General features: G+C 72.5%; 11 protein-coding genes and 2 pseudogenes. 6 read left to right on the plus strand and 7 right to left on the minus strand.

Translation table 11 applies throughout. From position 1 onward, the window contains the following. Positions 1–52 precede the first annotated feature (52 nt). Both NRO40_RS29165 and NRO40_RS29170 read right to left on the minus strand, forming a co-directional pair. A pseudogene (locus tag NRO40_RS29165) lies at positions 53–846 on the minus strand (transposase); the annotation flags it as partial. 17 nt (positions 847–863) lie between these two features. Then, the gene (locus NRO40_RS29170) at positions 864–2,129 is read right to left on the minus strand and encodes a PP2C family protein-serine/threonine phosphatase (RefSeq protein ID WP_058940985.1); all 1,266 of its coding nucleotides are present in this window, start codon (positions 2,127–2,129) and stop codon (positions 864–866) included. A gap of 455 nt (positions 2,130–2,584) precedes the next feature. Here NRO40_RS29170 and NRO40_RS29175 point away from each other — a divergent pair, with 455 nt between their 5' ends. Both NRO40_RS29175 and NRO40_RS29180 read left to right on the plus strand, forming a co-directional pair. Then, the gene (locus NRO40_RS29175) at positions 2,585–3,097 is read left to right on the plus strand and encodes a hypothetical protein (protein ID WP_058940984.1); all 513 of its coding nucleotides are present in this window, start codon (positions 2,585–2,587) and stop codon (positions 3,095–3,097) included. Between the two features lie 94 nt (positions 3,098–3,191). Next, positions 3,192–3,459: pseudogene (locus NRO40_RS29180) on the plus strand (AAA family ATPase); the annotation flags it as partial. Positions 3,460–3,513: 54 nt separating this feature from the next. Here NRO40_RS29180 and NRO40_RS29185 read toward each other — a convergent pair. From NRO40_RS29185 to NRO40_RS29195, 3 genes are all read right to left on the minus strand, one after another. Beyond that, positions 3,514–4,755 (minus strand): glycoside hydrolase family 64 protein, encoded by a 1,242-nt coding sequence (locus NRO40_RS29185; RefSeq protein WP_058940983.1) that lies wholly within the window; start codon positions 4,753–4,755, stop codon positions 3,514–3,516. Positions 4,756–4,950: 195 nt separating this feature from the next. After that, on the minus strand, positions 4,951–5,658 hold the full coding sequence (locus NRO40_RS29190; protein ID WP_058940982.1) for a B3/B4 domain-containing protein: 708 nt from the start codon (positions 5,656–5,658) through the stop codon (positions 4,951–4,953). 233 nt (positions 5,659–5,891) lie between these two features. Continuing rightward, positions 5,892–6,728 carry an EamA family transporter gene (locus NRO40_RS29195; RefSeq protein WP_058940981.1) on the minus strand — a complete coding sequence of 279 codons (837 nt, stop codon included), beginning with the start codon at positions 6,726–6,728 and terminating at the stop codon, positions 5,892–5,894. Positions 6,729–6,848: 120 nt separating this feature from the next. On the opposite strand from NRO40_RS29195, the gene NRO40_RS29200 reads away from it, so the two are divergent. The 4 genes from NRO40_RS29200 to NRO40_RS29225 all read left to right on the plus strand — a co-directional run bounded on the left by NRO40_RS29200 (position 6,849) and on the right by NRO40_RS29225 (position 12,112). Continuing rightward, a complete protein-coding gene (locus NRO40_RS29200) occupies positions 6,849–7,433 on the plus strand; it encodes a helix-turn-helix domain-containing protein (RefSeq protein ID WP_058940980.1) in 585 nt (194 codons plus the stop codon). Between the two features lie 145 nt (positions 7,434–7,578). Then, a complete protein-coding gene (locus NRO40_RS29205; protein WP_058940979.1) occupies positions 7,579–7,770 on the plus strand; it encodes a hypothetical protein in 192 nt (63 codons plus the stop codon). Positions 7,771–8,980: 1,210 nt separating this feature from the next. Continuing rightward, positions 8,981–11,485 carry a bifunctional serine/threonine-protein kinase/ABC transporter substrate-binding protein gene (locus NRO40_RS30665; RefSeq protein ID WP_157901799.1) on the plus strand — a complete coding sequence of 835 codons (2,505 nt, stop codon included), beginning with the start codon at positions 8,981–8,983 and terminating at the stop codon, positions 11,483–11,485. 282 nt (positions 11,486–11,767) lie between these two features. After that, positions 11,768–12,112 carry an SH3 domain-containing protein gene (locus tag NRO40_RS29225; RefSeq protein ID WP_157901798.1) on the plus strand — a complete coding sequence of 115 codons (345 nt, stop codon included), beginning with the start codon at positions 11,768–11,770 and terminating at the stop codon, positions 12,110–12,112. A 343-nt stretch (positions 12,113–12,455) separates the two neighbouring features. On the opposite strand, the gene NRO40_RS29230 is transcribed toward NRO40_RS29225, so the two are convergent. Together NRO40_RS29230 and NRO40_RS29235 are read right to left on the minus strand one after the other, a co-directional pair. Beyond that, positions 12,456–14,054 (minus strand): trypsin-like serine protease, encoded by a 1,599-nt coding sequence (locus tag NRO40_RS29230; RefSeq protein WP_058940977.1) that lies wholly within the window; start codon positions 14,052–14,054, stop codon positions 12,456–12,458. A gap of 203 nt (positions 14,055–14,257) precedes the next feature. After that, a complete protein-coding gene (locus NRO40_RS29235) occupies positions 14,258–15,298 on the minus strand; it encodes a vWA domain-containing protein (protein ID WP_058940976.1) in 1,041 nt (346 codons plus the stop codon). Positions 15,299–15,335: the final 37 nt, after the last annotated feature.

Here is a 15,335-nt window from a genome sequence, read left to right on the forward strand (position 1 = left end):
ACTCTGACACCGCCCCGGATCACTGGATGCCGGGGCGTCTTCATGCCGCGTCTCAAGCCGCTGCGGGCACGGGTGGGGCAGCGCTGAAGTGGTGTTTGTCCCGCAGCATGGCCCAGAGAACGTCGACTCCGCGCCGTGCCGGCGACAGGACGGCCTGGGTATGGATCAGCCCCTCGTTCCGCTTCTTGCGGTAGTAGTCCCGGGAGGGCCTGTGCAGAGTCATCGAGATGTGGGCCGACATGGAGAAGATGTGCGCAGGCGTCGGTTGTCGTGCTTGGGCCGGTGCAGGTTGCCGGTCTTTCGCCCCGGGTCCCGGGGGACCGGTGCGAGGCCCGCGTGAGCGGCGAGGTGGCCGCCGTCTGTGTGCGAGGTCATGTCGCCGACGATGGAAAGGAACTCGGCTCCGAGGATCGGCCCCATGCCCGGGAGGGACTCGATGATTTCGGCGCGTTCGTCGGTGCGGAACAGGGAGGTGATGGCCTGCTCGTTCTCCTTGATTCGCTCGTCAGGTTCGAGGACGCGGTGGGCAGGCCCCTTCACGAGCTTCGCCGCCAGGTCCTCGCCGGGCAGCGACGTGTGCTGTGAGATCGCGGCCTCCACTGCACGATCGGCGAAGACACCCGCGGTTCGGACGTTGCGGCGGGCAAGCCAGTCCGCCAGTCGCTTCGCTCCTATCCGCCGGATGGCGGCCGGCGTCTGGTAGCCGGTCAGCACGATCAGACCCGGGCGCTTGCGGTACTCGAAGGCCCGTTCCAGGACCGGGCAGATACCAACCAGGACCTCGCGAAGTCGGTTGATCAGCCGGACCCGGTCAGCGATCAGGTCGTGCCGGTAGCCGACGAGCATCGTGGGGACGGCGGATGTCAGAGGGGCTGCTGTGGGCGGCCTGCCGACGCCTGCCCGGTGTCCGCGCCGGAGCTGACGTGGCGCTGGGTCTCCTGGGGGCCGTGCCAGTCCAGGCACATCACGGTGGCGTCGTCCTCCAGCCGGCCGCCGGCGGCGTCCCGGACGGCGGACGTCAGCGTCAGCGCGGCCTCCCTCGGGTGCAGGTGCCGGGTGCGTTCCAGCAGGGCGAGCAGGTCGACCCGCTCGCCGTGGCGTTCGAGCATGCCATCGGTGATCATGAGCAGTCGGTCGCCGGGGCGCAGGTCGAGGGCCTGCACGCGGTAGCGGTAGTGGTGGGGCGCGACCACGGACAGACCGAAGGGGCGGTCCACCACGCAGGTGATCACCACCGCGGTGCCCCCGCGCAGACGCAGGGGCCAGGGGTGACCGGCGTTGACGAGCCGGGCGCGCCCGGTGGGGAGATGGATGCGCAGCAGTTGCCCGGTGGCGTGGCCGTGGCCGTGCTCGGACAGGGCCCGGTCCGCAAGGTCGGCCTGCTCGATCAGGTCCGCTCCGGCGCGGCGGGCCCCTCGCAGGGCGCCGACCAGCACCGTGGCGGCCAGGGCGGCGCGGATGTCGTGGCCCATGGGGTCGGTGATCGACACGTGCAGGGTGTCGCGGTCCAGGGTGTAGTCGAAGGTGTCACCGCTGAGGTTCTCGGAGGGCTCCAGGTTCCCGCAGAGGGTGAACTGCGCCGCCTCGCAGGACAGTGACGGCGGCAGCAGCTGGTACTGGATCTCCGCTGCCAAGCTGGGGGGCTTGGAGCGTTTGCCCCAGGTGTAGAGGTCGGTGAAGCGCCCGTTGGCGATCACGATGTAGGCGAGGGCGTGCGCGGCCTCCCCGACCGCGGCGAGGACGTCCTGGCCGGGGTCGGCCGGCAGGAACAGTTCCAGCAGTCCGATCGCGTCCCCCCTGTTGGTGACCGGTACGATCACCCGCCGCCCTCGGCCGGTCGACTCCCAGTACAGCCGCTGGGTACGGATGACCTGCTCGTAGACGGAGCCGAACAGGGGGATCCGCTCCGCTTCCCGCCCACTCCCTCCCGCCCCGGCGGTGGACAGCCGTGCCACCGCCTTCCCGGTGAGGTCCACGATGAGGAAGGAGGTCTCCGTGGCCTGGAAACGCCGGCTCAAGTCCTCCGCGATCACGTCGATGGCGTCCGCCGGCGCCGCCGTCTCCGCCGCCGTCAGCAGACGGGGTAGTTCGCTCTGCCCACCAGTCACGGCCTTCGTTCCTTCCGCCATGCCCCCTCCCAGCCTGCGAAGCGCTGTGAGGAGCGTCAATTCATGATCAACCACGTCACGCGAGGGGCGAGCGGCTCGTCGGGGCGGCACCCTGGGAAGCCCGCGCCGCAGGGTGGTGGCGCCGATGGCGGCCCCTTGCCGCTGCGGGCCGCCCGGGTACGGCGATGTGCTGCTCGTCGGTGCGCATGTCTCCGGGGACGACACCGGCGCGGACCCCGGTTCGCCGGTGGCCGCAGGACCGCCCGGACGAGTGAACGCCGTCGTCGCGCCACCAGCCGAGGAGGGTCGGTGGCATCCCTGCCGCGGTCGCACGCGGGCGGCCGGCGTGCCCGAGGCCCTCTGGCGTACCCGCGGGGAGCTCCGGCACCATCTGTCTGCCCCACCTGCTCGCGCACCGCCCGTCCCGGCATCCACACCGGCACCCGCACCGCATCCACGTTCGCAGGAGGTACCCCATGCGGCTCCGCTCCGTGCTCACCGCCCTCGCCCTGGTCCTGGGGGCGGTCTTCGCCCCGGGCTTCGGGGTCCTCGGCGGCGCGACCGACGCCCACGCCGTCACCAAGATCAGTCACGCCACGGCGACCTCGATGTTCCGCTCGTCCGGCATCACGTGGTCGTCGTCCGGCGGTTGCTCCGACCGCAACAAGCCCACCTGTACGTCGTTCGAGCAGCTCAACCTGGCCACCGCCAAGGGCGCCCAGACCCTGAAGAGCGCCAGCGGCTGCGCCCTCGACATCACCGGCGGCACGGAGACCGGCCACGCCGGCGGCACCTACTCGCACTGGAACGGCTACAAGCTCGACTACAGCAAGTACACCTGCGTCGGGAACTACATCAAGAACACGTTCACCTACATCGGCACGCGTCCGGGCGACGGCGCGCCCCAGTGGCGGTCCGGCTCCGGCAACGTCTACGCCGACGAGGGCAACCACTGGGACGTGACCTACCACAACTGCGGCGGGTGCTGACGGGCGCGCCGCCCCGGCGGCGGCGGTGAACGGGCGCCGTCCCGGCGGTGGTGCCGGTGGCGCGCCGTCCCGGCCCGGTCCGGGGACAAAGGCGCGAGGCGGCCTGCGTCAGGCGGCGCTGGAGGCGGTGGTGGCCACTGTCGCGGCGCGGAGGGAGCGGGAACGCTCGGAGGCCGGCTGGGCCGTTCTGGTCCGGTCGCTGGAGACCGGCGCCCCGACCTGCTCGTGGCGCCCCGACGTCGGCACTGGCCGGGCTGCGGCGCGACGACTGGGAGGTGCCGCAGGCCGTGGAGCGGCTGACCGGCGTGGTCGGGCTCGCCCGGCGTGCCGACCGGTCGGTGGAGCGGGTCGCGGCGGCGGCCGACGTGCCCGGCCGGCGACGGGGTGGCGGTACCGGTCCGACCGGCACCGCCCGGTCACGACCCGACCGACACCGTGAAGCGGCGCGGGTTGCCGTCGTGCGCGGCACCGGAGACGTCCGGCCGGCCGTCCGGACGGACGTCGTCGTAGGGGAAGGCGTAGCCGATCGGCGTGTTGGCGTGGACGACCCGCGCGTAGTGGTTGGTCGACGGGTCGCGGTAGTAGTCCGAGGGGGCCGGGCCGTTCGGCTGGTCGGCATGGGTGAGCAGGGTCGTCCGGTTGAAGCCGGCGGCGAGGCAGGCGAGGAGCGCCTTGCGGTCGTCGGAGTCGCCGGGGTTGTTGGTGAACGGGCCGTGGTTGCAGGTGAAGACGTCCCTGGACGTGGGGCGGGTGAAGGTGTGGCCACCGGTGAAGGTGAGGACGTCCCCGTTCACCCGGCCCACCCGGACGCCGCGCCCGCCCTGGAGGTCGATGCGCAGGTCGGTGGTGCGGTACTTCTGCCACACGCGGTCGATGTAGCCGGTGAGGGCGTCGCGGAACGGCATCCGGTCGGGGCGGTCGAAGTACGGCGCCATGAGGTTCTGCGGGGAGATCACCCGGAGGACCGAGCCGTCGGAGGCGCGGATGACCAGCTTCTCCCACGGTTGGCCGTCCCGCGCCGTCTGGGCGACGAGTCCGTCCGCGATCCGCTGGAGGGCGCCGGCCGGGAGCGGGGCGACGGTGTGCGTGGCGTCGCCGGTGAGGGTCAGACCGATGGGGAGAGCGGTCACCAGGTCGACGTAACTGAGGTTGGCGTACAGCTGCTGCGGGTTGAACGTGAACTCGGCGAAGGACCAGACGCGGCCGTAGTTGGGGTCGGCGGGCGTGGCGAAGGCGGGCTCGACGAGGGCGGGCCCGGGGTTGAGGAAGAAGTCGAGCCGGTTGTCACGGACGAAGTACACCCGCGCGCCGTACATCTGGGGCAGCGTCAGGACGACCGGGCCGGCGCCCGCCGGGCGGAGGGGTATCGCGCAGTCGACGGGCAGCGGCGTGAGCGGGGCGGCGGGGGACTCGGGACGGTAGACGCCGCCGCCCGGGCGCAGCAGCACCCAGCGGCCGGTGCCCTGCTCGCGGCCGGTCACGTAGGCGCGGACCGTTCCGGGCAAGGAGCGGTTCTCCAGGGCGAGTTCGCAGGTCGCCGGTGCGGCAAAGGCCGTCGCGCCGCCCCGCGGACCGAGGGCGAGAGCCGTGGCGGTGGCCGCGGTCGCGGTGAGCAGGGTGCGGCGGGAGAGCGAGCGGGAGGACGTGGGGGACGCCATGCGTGCACTCCTGGGGGTGGGGGTGGTGGGTGCCGCTCACTTTCGTGCCGCTCGGAAAAGGCGTCAAGAGATGTGACTGAGAGCGCTCTCAGATTCGCCATTCCTTCACGACTCGACTCGACTCGACTCGACTCCGAGGAGGCTGGAGGGGTGTCGTGCCGTCCGGCGGCACGTGGGCCGCGGCGGTGCCCCGAATCAGAGGTCGGCCTCCGGGTGGGTCGGGGCGAGGTAGTGCACCGTGGTGCGTGCGGCGTGCGGGTCGAGCAGGCGCCGCAGCTCGTCGGCGGCGCTCTCCAGGAGAGGCCGGTCGTAGGTGGCGCGGAGGGTTTCGAGGGCGAAGACCACGAGGGTGGAGTCCTCGGTGACGCGGGTGCGGTGGGCGTCACGGTGGTTCCAGTGGCGGGTGAGGACGCCGGTGGCGTCCGCGTAGACGATCTCGCCGGGCTTGGGGTTCTCGACCGTGTCGGGTTCACCGAGCGGGGTGAACTCCTCGCTCCCGTCGGCGTGCCGGATGTCGACGTCTCCGGTGACGTGGCCGAGGTCGAAGGCACCGGCGGGCAGGCCATGGCGGACGGAGACGGCGTTGTACGAGTCGACGGCCGGGTTGATGCGCGGCAGGACGCCCTTCTTGGCCAGACGCCGACCGAGGGCGTCGACGCTGGGGCGGACGCGGCGCGGGTTGGTGCCGAACGAGCGGTAGGCGGCGTGCCACGCCTCGATGCGGGGGTCGCTCTCGTCGGCGGGTCGCCAGGTGCCGTCGGCGAGCTGCTGCTCCAGGCCCTCCAGGGCGACGGCCGTGTCGGGCCAGGGCTCGCGGCCGCGCAGGCCGGCGGCCGTGACCAGGGCGACGAGGGCGTCGGGGAAGGCGTCGGCGACGGCGGGGGTGAGGCGGAAGGTGGTCACCGGCGGGTCCGTTTCACGTGTCGGGGCGGGTGGCGAGCAAGGGCGGGACTGGTGGGCGGAGCGGGTGGTCGGGCGGGAGGCCGGAGAGGAGGCCGGGGCCGGCGGTCGGGACGGGTGGCCGGAGCGCGGCGGGGGTGAACGGAGCGGACGGTAAGAGCTTCCCGCGGCCGACGAGGCCCGGGCACCGCCGCCGGCGCCGCCGGCGCGCGGTGCGTACCGGGGGGAGGGGGTGGTCAGGCCAGGGCGAGGAGACTGACGGCGACCGCGGCGGTGCCCAGTCCGACGAGCTGGCCGCGGTGGATGCGCTCGGCGAGTACGCCACGGGCGAGCAGGACGGTGCCGGCCGGGTAGAGGGCGGTGATCACGGCGACGACGGCGAGGTCGCCGCTGCGGGCGGCCAGCAGGAACAGCAGGTTCGCCACCGAGTCCAGCACGCCCGCGGCCGCCGACATCGCGTACGCCGGCTTCTCCGGGCCGAGCCTGCGGTACAGCAGCCCGGCGGCGGCGAGGGTGACCGCCGAGGAGACGGCCCGGCCCACGATCAGCGGCGCCACCCCGCTGTCGGACGGCGCCTGGTGCAGGCAGACGAGCTGCAGGGCGATGGCGGCTCCCGCACCCAGGGCCAGCAGGAGCGCCGTACGGGAGGGGCGTGCCGAACCGGCACCGTGACCGGCGCTGACCAGGACGACCGCGGCCAGGGCGAGCGGCAGTCCGATCAGCCCGGCCGCGCCCAGGTGCTCGCCCTGCAGCAGTCCCACGCCCACGGGCAGCATGGCGGACACCAGGGCGGTGACGGGCGACAGCACGTTCATGGGGCCGATCGCCAGGGTCCGGTAGAGCAGCGCGAACGCGGCGGCCGACGCGACCCCGGACGCGGCACCCCAGGCGAGGGTGTCGGCGCTGAACGACGCCCCGACGAACGGCCACAACAGCAGCTCGACCACGAGGGAGGCCGGGGCCGCGATCATCACGGTCCGCAGCACATGGGCCTTGCGGGCGCCGAGGCCACCGAGGAAGTCGGCACAGCCGTAGGCGAGGGAGCTGCCCAGGGCCAGCAGCAGAGCGATCACGGTACATCCATCCCTTACTATTCAACCGAACGACCAGACCGTACAGCGAACCGACCGGGTTATGTCAACCAAACGACCGGGCGGTACACCAAAGTGGTCCACTCTGAGGAGGGCGATCGGATGGCCGAGGCGGAGCAAGCTCTGCGGACGCTCGCGCACAACGTCAGGGCGGCCCGTCACCGCGCCGGGCTGTCCCTGGACGAGCTCGGCCGCCGCGCAAAGGTCAGCAAGGGTGCCCTGGTCGGTTTGGAGAAGGCCCAGGGCAACCCCAACTTCGCCACCCTGGTCCGACTGGCCGACACCCTCGGCGTCTCCGTCTCCGCGCTCATGGAAGGCCCGACGGAGGGCCGCGTCCGCGTGGTGACCGCCGACGCCGTGACGCCGCTGTGGACCGGCGCGCGAGGTGGTCAAGCCCGGCTCATGCTGACGACCTCGGGCCCGGCCCCCGTCGAGGTCTGGCGCTGGCGACTGGAACCCGGCGAGGAGTACCCCAGTCACCCCCACCAGGCCGGGGTCGTCGAGACCGTCAGCGTCACCGCCGGCCGCATGACCCTGGTGGTGGACGGCACCGAGCACCCCGTCGAAGCCGGACAGACGGCCACGTTCGACGCCGACGCGCCCCACACCTACCGCGGCGCCGGCACGGAGACCTGTCACCTCGTCATGACCGTGCACCTGCCCCCGGGCCCCGCCACCCCGGCGTGACCCCACGGCGGGCCGGCCTCGGGTGGACGACGGATACGATCAGGCCGAAACCGCTGCTCAGACCGCCTGCCCGCAGCAGACCCGGCCGAGAGGGTGACCGCTTCGTGTCTTCGGAGGCCCAGCCGGTACCCGGAAGCCCCGCCTGGTGGGCGAGCCGGACGCCGCCCCCCGCGTACCGGCGCGGGCGCCCCCGATGGACGCCGGGCGGATCGTCGACACGGCCCTGAAGCTCATCGACGACGTGGGGATCCAGGCGGCGTTGTCGTCGATCGCCATGGCTCCGCCCGTGATTCGCTCCTCCGCCGCGCGATCGTACGCACCGGACACCCCTCCCTGATCCGACCCGGGTCGACAAGACAGCTCCTGGCAGCACGTCGAGGTGGGCGACCGCACCGGGCAGCCTCTCGAAGGGGCTGACGCCAGGTGGTCGAGGGGGCGCGCGATTCGCGCCGCGACCTACGGCTACGGTGCAGCCGCCATTCGGATACGCCGTAGCTGTTCATCACGGAGGTCGGCAACCGGCGGTTCGGCGCGCCCTGGCTTCTGCGGATCGCCACGCTGCCGCCGGCGCAGGTATCCGGCACCGGAGACTTCTGGTAAGCCATGCTCGGCCCTGAAGAAAACCTGTACTGGCCAGAGTAGACATTCCCTGTGCGGCGGGTTAGTGTTCTTCTCGAGGCAACGAGATCGAGTGACGGCGGCAGGGGACGAACTGCCGCACGGACGAGTCACCGCAGAAGCGGCACGGCGGCGGAGTGACGGGGCCGGGAGGTAGCAGGGTCCCGCCACTGGCCGCCGGGCCGAGCGGCCCACGGGGTCGTCAGCAGTATCGCAGTACAGCAACACGAAGCAGAGAAAGAAGAAGGAGGCAGACGCCATCTGGATCGCCCGGGCGAGGAAGCCGCACCGCCCGGGTACCGCAAGACCCCGGATGGGAAGGTGGTCCCCGGTCACGCAACCGCGATCCCCGCACGCCCGGCCTCCCAGGCGGAGCTGCGGAACAAGAACGCCGGTACGGCAGTAGGCGACCGGCGGATGGTGTTGGAACCCCCGGGGCCCTGGTCGCCGCACGGCGACCAGGGCCCTCGACCACGCCCCCGCAACGGTGCCGACCGGCTCGGCGGCGCGGCCCCTGGTGGAGGCGGGGGGTGATAGCCGTCGTCGAGACGGTCGAGCCCGTGCCCGCGAACTCGTCGACCAGGTCACCCCGGTCGCGACCCCCTGCCGGGTCGTCATCCTCGAAGACCGACCCGAGGAAGCCCGGCGGATGACCCGCCGACGCACACCGGGTCCGCCGCCATCGTCCGGGGACGAGCGCAGGGCGCTTCCCCACTGCATCACCGCAGGGCCCTGCCCGATTCCACCAACGGCCGCGGCCCGTGGCCGAGCCCGCTGGCACCGGTGCGGGTGCAGGGGAGGGGGGGGGTGGCAGGCGGCCGGAGGCACGCCCCGTGCGCGGCACACGGGGACCGTGTCGCCGAGCCGGTGTGCGGGATCAAGCCATCATTCCGTCACCCGATCAGCCGATCAGGACCTAGAGTGTGCGCGTGACCGAGCAGAACTCCGCACTCATCGCCGGCCGGTACCAGCTCGTCGAACGCATCGGCCAGGGCGGCATGGGCCGGGTCTGGCGGGGCGTCGACCAGCAACTCTTCGGACGTGAGGTCGCCGTCAAGGAGATCCTCTTCCCGGCGGGCCTGGACGACGGCGACCGTGCCACGCTGCTCGGGCGCTTCATCGGCGAGGCCCGCGCGGCGGTCACTCTCAGCCACCCCGGGATCATCACCATCCACGACGTCGTGGAGCACCACGGCGCCCCTGTGATCGTCATGGAGTTCGTCCGTGGGGAGTCCCTCGCCGCGGCCATCCGCCGACAGGGACGGCTGCCCGTGCGGCGGGTGGCGGAGATCGGCTCCGCCGTGCTCGACGCGCTGACCGAGGCACACGACGCGGGGATCATCCACCGCGACATCAAGCCCGACAACGTCCTCCTGACCAAGGACCGCGTCGTCCTGACCGACTTCGGCATCGCCCACCTCGCGGACGCCACGACCAAGCTCAGCCACAGCGGGATCGTCATCGGCACCCCGCAGTACATGCCGCCGGAGCAGTTGGAGGGCAAGCGCCCGACACCGGCCAACGACCTGTGGGCGCTCGGCGCCACCCTCTACCACGCCGTCGAGGGGCACCCACCGTTCGAAGCCGACGGGCTTCACGCCCTCGCCGTGGCCGTCTTCACCCGCCCTCACCGGCCGCTGGCCCACGCCGGCCCGCTGGCGCCCGCGTTGGACGCGCTCCTCACCAAGGACCCGCGGCAACGCGCCGGCGCCACCCAGGCCGCCGAACTACTGGCGTCGGCGGTCCGGTCCTCGCGGCTCGGGGCGGAGGCCACCAGCGAGCCGACCCCGCCCGAGCCCCGCCCGGCACCCGTACCGGCGCCGGAATCCACACCGGCCCCCGGCCCCGCACACGGTCCGGTACCCGCACCCGTACCGGCCCCGGAACCCACACCGGCACCCGCCCCAGTACCCGCACCGGACGCGCCGACGGAGCACGCCCCCACCCCGACGCGGCGGGAGGCGGAACGACCGCCCCCGCCACTCCTGCCGACGCCCACGGCCTGGGACCCCGCGTCCACCCCCGCCACCCCCCGTCACCCCGCACCGGACCTATCGACCGCCCCGACCGCCCCGGGCACCCCCGCCACACCCGTGCCCCCCGCCGAAAACCTGATCCCGTTGGGCGGGAGGGGCCGACAGGCCCCCGACAAGACGACGTCCGACCGGCGGCGTACCCTCACCCGGCGCTCCGCCGTCCTGGGAGTGGCCGCGGCCACGCTCACGGCCGGCTCGCTCCTGACCTGGACCCTCAACCGCGACGCCCCGGACGGCGGCGGTGGGGCGGCCGGCAGCGGCCCCGCGGCGCCGCCCGTCACCGTGGTGATCGGGGTGGACGCGCCACTCACCGGCGGGCTGTCCTCCTTCGGCCTCGGGGTCAGGAACTCCGCCGACCTGGCGGTCAGGAACGCCAACCGGACCCGGCACGTACCCGGCGTCACCTTCCGGATCAAGGCTCTCGACGACGAGGCGACGCCCGCCAAGGGCCGGTCCAACGCCACGGAGTTCATCGCCGACGAGCGGGTGCTGGGCGTCGTCGGCCCGGTCAACTCCGCCGTCGCCCACGCCATGGCGGTACCGCTCTCACGGGCGAACCTGGTCAACGTGTCACCGGCCAACACCGACCCCGTGCTGACGCTGGGCCCCCACTGGGCCGAGGGCACCGAGTCCCGCCCGCACAGGACGTACTTCCGCAATCTCGCCACGGACGTCGACCAGGGCCCGTTCGCCGCCCGGTACCTCCACGAGGCGGGGAAGCAGAAGGTCTTCGTCATCGACGACAACAGCGCCTACGGCGCCGGCCTCACCTCGGGTTTCCGGGCCGAGTTCACGAAGCTGGGCGGGACCGTCGTCGGCACGGAAGGGGTCGACCCGGCGGAGAGCGCCTTCTCGGGACTCGCCGCGAAGGTGCGGGCCTCGGGCGCCGAGGCCGTGTACTTCGGCGGCTACCACACCACCGCCGGGCCGCTCTCCCGGCTGCTCAAGCAGGCGGGCGTCGGCATCCCCCTCATGGGCGGCGACGGCGTCTTCGACCAGCAGTTCATCGCGACGAACCCGAAGGCCGAGGGCGATCTCGCCACCAACATCGGGATGCCCGCCGAGGCCCTGGCAGGGGGACAGGACTTCCTCGCGCAGTACCGCCGGGCCGGGTACCCGGAACCGGCCGACTGGTACGGCCCCTACGCGTACGACGCGACGTGGGCCGTCATCGAGGCGGTGAAGTCCGTCGCGGCGGCCCACGGCGGCACCCTTCCCCGGGATGCCCGGGACGCCCGGGCGAAGACGGCGAACGCCGTGGCGGATGTGGCGTTTGACGGTGTCACGGGTCGCGTGGCCTTCGACGAGTACGGTGACACGACCGACCGCCGGCTGTCGGTCTACGCGGTGAAGGGCGGCAGCTGGACGCTCGTGAAGAGCGGCCCCCACGCCCCCTGATCCGCCCCGGCGGACGGACCGCACCCACCGGGCCGGGACGGCCCGTCGGTCAGGCGGAGCCACCTGTCCGACGGCGGGCCCGCCGGCCGACGTCCTGGAACGTGTCCGGGACAGGCACGGCACCACGCTCTGAGCAGGGCGGACAGCGGCGCCCCCGTCCGGGACAGCGCGATCCTGTTGTTCCGGCTCCTCCCGGCCCGGCACGCTCCTGCCGTCGCCCCGGACGGGGCGAGACCGCCGCCCCTGTCGGGGGCGGGAACGTGACCGAGAGGACACCGGAGAATGCCTCGCACTCGCCAGATCCTGATGCCCCTGGCCGCCGTGGCCATCGCGGCGGGAACCCTCGCGGCGACCACCCCCGCGGCGGTCGCCGCGGAAGCCGTCGCCTGCGGCGTGTCCGCCCTCGACCGTGACAGGCGCCAGAACGGGCAGTACTTCACACAGGACGTCTACCTCCGCACCGGACCCGCCTGGAGCTGCGGGATCACCGGCAGCGCCACCACGGCGAACTACGTCGACTACCACTGCACGACCGCCGGGTTCACGTATCTGCGGACCGCGTCGACGAAGCTCGGCTGGGTCCACAACAGCTACCTGGTCGGTGGCGGCACCAACGTCCGCTGCTGATCCCGCCGGCACGTGAGCCGGTCGGGCGACGGCCGGCAAGCCGATACGGACACCGAGCCCCGGCTCGGTGTCCTTCGGCGCGTCCCGACCCGCCCCGGCCGCGGGGCCGCCACCGGGACGGGTGGCCCGACGGGCCGGCCAGGGCAGCCGCAAGCCGTTCGCCCGGCCCCGCGGGCGACCCGGGCCGGTACCGACGGCACGGCGGCCATTCGGCGTGGATCCGGGCGGTTGCCGGTAGCGAGTGCGGCACCCGACCGGCGAGGCCGCCGGCCGAGGGGTCCGGCCGGCGGCCTCGTTCCGTGCCCGCGAGGGTGGAGGGTGTTGGAGCGGCGTGTACCGGCTCTCAGCCGATGAGGCTGTACGCGTTCCAGCCGCTGCCGACCTTCACGCGGTTGTTGAGCGGGGCCGTGATGTCGCCGGTGCCCTTGTAGAGCCAGAGGTCCCCGGCGGAGTCACGGACGAAGAAGTCGGCCTTGGCGTCGCCGTCGACGTCGCCGCTCGCGGCGTAGGCGGTGTAGTTCCAGCCCGTGCCGATCTGGACGCGGTTCTTCCACGGCGTGGCGGCGATGCCGGTGCCCCGGTAGAGCCACAGCTTGCCGTCGGTGTCGCGGGTGAGGAGGTCGGGCTTGCCGTCACCGGTGTAGTCGCCGCTGCCGAACGAGGTCAGGCTGCCCCAGCCGGTGCCCGTCTTGATCCGGGGCAGCAGTCCGCCCCACGGGGCCTTGAAGGGGTAGACCCACTGGACGCCGTCGGCATCGACCGCGACGATGTCCGGCGTGCCGTCGCCGGTCAGGTCACCGGGGACCGTGAGGGAGCGCATGGCGCCGAATCCGGAGCCCAGCTTCGTCTCGTACTCCTCGTGGGCCTCCGGGTAACCCCACGGGTCGATCTCGACCACTGCCCAGTGGCGCCAGTAGAGGTCTCCCGCCGCGTCGCGGAAGATGTGGTCCTGGGCGCCGTCCCCGTCGAGGTCGGCCTGCCGGAAGCGGGTGTACGTCGAGGAGATCCGCTGCCGGACCGGCGCGGACAGGCCGCTGCCCGTGCTGTTGTGGTGGTACGCCTTGCCGTCCGGGGTCATGGCGAAGAGATCGGCCCGGGGATCGCCGTCGAGACTGGTGGCCTGGATGCGCGGGGCGAGCTCGCCCACGAACGCGCTGACCTTGGTGAACACGGCCTGCCCGCCCTCGGACGTGCACCCGGGGCCGGTACCGCGCGAGTAGATGCCCACCAGGCGGCCGCGGACGACCAGCGGGCCGCCCTCGTCACCCGTGCACGGCGCGACGGTGCCCGCGTCCTCGCCGGTCGCCGGCTCGCCCGCGCACACCATCCGGCCGGGGGTCCAGGCGGCGCCGAGGGCGGTGGCGCACTCCTCGTCCGCGCGCAGGGGCAGCGTGGCCTCGCGCACCGACGGAGCGGGCTTCGACGAGGTACCGCTGGTACTGCCCCAGCCCCGGAAGGTCGCCGGGGTGCCCGGCGCGTACGAGGCGGTGTCGTCGGAGGTCGTCAGCCGGATGGTGACGTGCGTGTTCATGTGCCCGAGGGCGCTGACCAGGGCGACGTCGTTGCGCCCCGTGGCCGGTTCGTACTGCGGGTGGACCCAGGACAGCTCCGCTTCGGACCCGGGCATGGCCACGTCCTCGTACTGCGGTGGCCAGTCCGCGTCCGTCGCCAGGCGGGTGATGCCGGAGGCGACGCGTATCTCCTTCGCCCCCGCCACGCACCCGGCCGAGGTCAGCACCTTGAGGTTCCCGCCGACGGCGGCGCCACCGCAGACGCGCTTCGTGCCGTCGGCGAGGGTGACGTGGACCTGCACCATCCAGTCACCCTCACCGCCCACCTCGCTGCCCCCGACCACGGCGTGCGCGGGCGCCGCGGCCGGCATGCCGCCGACGAGGGCCGCCGTGAGAGCCGCCGCCGGCAGGGACCTGCCGAGAAATCCCATCAGTCTTCCTCTCGTATGAGCCGTCATCCGGCTACTTCACGATCTTCGACAGCGGGGCACGGCAAAGGGTTGTACCCCGCGGCCCAAGTGCCGTGAGAGCAGGCGGGGTTGTTGGACGCGGACGGCGACGGCGCAGGGGGCCGCCGCCCCGAGCCGGCAGCGCGGCCTCGTCCCCGGATCAGGAGCGAGGGCGGGACGCCGGGTCAGAGCATGAGCAGCAGCCGCGTGTTCGGGACGAGCTTCCGGTTCACGCTCGTGCTCTGCACGAAGATGGTGAAGTCGTCGTTGTGGTCCGGCTTGATGCGTACTTCCACGTCCGGCAGGCGGAGCAGGGATCGGGCCTCGTCTCCCGTGTACACCCGGTCCGTCTTCTTCTCCAATACCGCGATTTGCTTCCGCGCCTGGATCTTCTCCGACTTGCTCAGCTGGTAGAACGCGCCGCCGGTACGGTACGTGTGTCCGCTTTCGACGACCCAGTCCCGTATCGCCGCGTCACGCGTCACCGGGATCAGCTGGTACGCGGACGGCTTCACCGGGGTGAGGCCGGCCGCCCTGATGGTTTCCTTGTTGACCGCCTCCGCGCCCGTGGAGAAAACCGTCCGCGATCCCCGAATGCCCTTCGTGCGGCCCACCATGAATTTCTCGGTGGCCTGCTGGATGACCTGCCCGGCCTCCTCCAGGCCCTGGGTGCTCGTGGCGTCCCAGATGGCGATGTTGTCCTTCGGGAAACCGCACTGCATGGCCTCCCGCTTGCCCATCTGGTCCGGCACGAGAACGGCCAGCGTCCAGTTGACCCCCTGCGTCTCGATCATCTCGGACACGGCCCTCACCAGTTCACGGGGGTCCTTGGTGGGGGAATCCGGGCAGCGGTGGCTGGCGTTCTCCTGGCCGTCGGTGAGGACGAACGTCAGGAAGCTGTGGTCGCCGTACAGTTGGGCGGTCTGCGCCAGCTCCCGCTGTGACTTCAGGGCGGCCGCGAGGAGGGCCGTCATCCCGCCGACCCGGTACAACTGCTTCAGTGACGGCATCCGCAGCACGTCCTTGTCATAGATGACGCACTCCACCTTGTCGGCGAAGACGTACACCGTGACGCGCGTTTCCTGGTCCAGTTCCCTGGAGCGACGGGCGAGATAAGCGATTTGCTGGTCGGCGACTTCGACGACCTTGTGGCTCAGACGCGACATCGACGAACTGGCATCCAGCACAAGGGCGACGTGATTGATGTAGTTCTGGGTTCCGGACATGGCAACTCCCCCTCTTTCCGAACTCGATGGACCTACC

The sequence above is a fragment of the Streptomyces changanensis genome, from assembly GCF_024600715.1.
Classification (GTDB): domain Bacteria; phylum Actinomycetota; class Actinomycetes; order Streptomycetales; family Streptomycetaceae; genus Streptomyces; species Streptomyces changanensis.

Coding starts and splice junctions, on each gene's coding strand:
- NRO40_RS29175 (WP_058940984.1), top strand. CDS start 2,585: ATGCGGCTCCGCTCCGTGCTCACCGCCCTCGCCCTGGTCCTGGGGGCG.
- NRO40_RS29225 (WP_157901798.1), top strand. CDS start 11,768: ATGCCTCGCACTCGCCAGATCCTGATGCCCCTGGCCGCCGTGGCCATC.
- NRO40_RS29170 (WP_058940985.1), bottom strand. CDS start 2,129: ATGGCGGAAGGAACGAAGGCCGTGACTGGTGGGCAGAGCGAACTACCC.
- NRO40_RS29200 (WP_058940980.1), top strand. CDS start 6,849: ATGGCCGAGGCGGAGCAAGCTCTGCGGACGCTCGCGCACAACGTCAGG.
- NRO40_RS29235 (WP_058940976.1), bottom strand. CDS start 15,298: ATGTCCGGAACCCAGAACTACATCAATCACGTCGCCCTTGTGCTGGAT.
- NRO40_RS29230 (WP_058940977.1), bottom strand. CDS start 14,054: ATGGGATTTCTCGGCAGGTCCCTGCCGGCGGCGGCTCTCACGGCGGCC.
- NRO40_RS29185 (WP_058940983.1), bottom strand. CDS start 4,755: ATGGCGTCCCCCACGTCCTCCCGCTCGCTCTCCCGCCGCACCCTGCTC.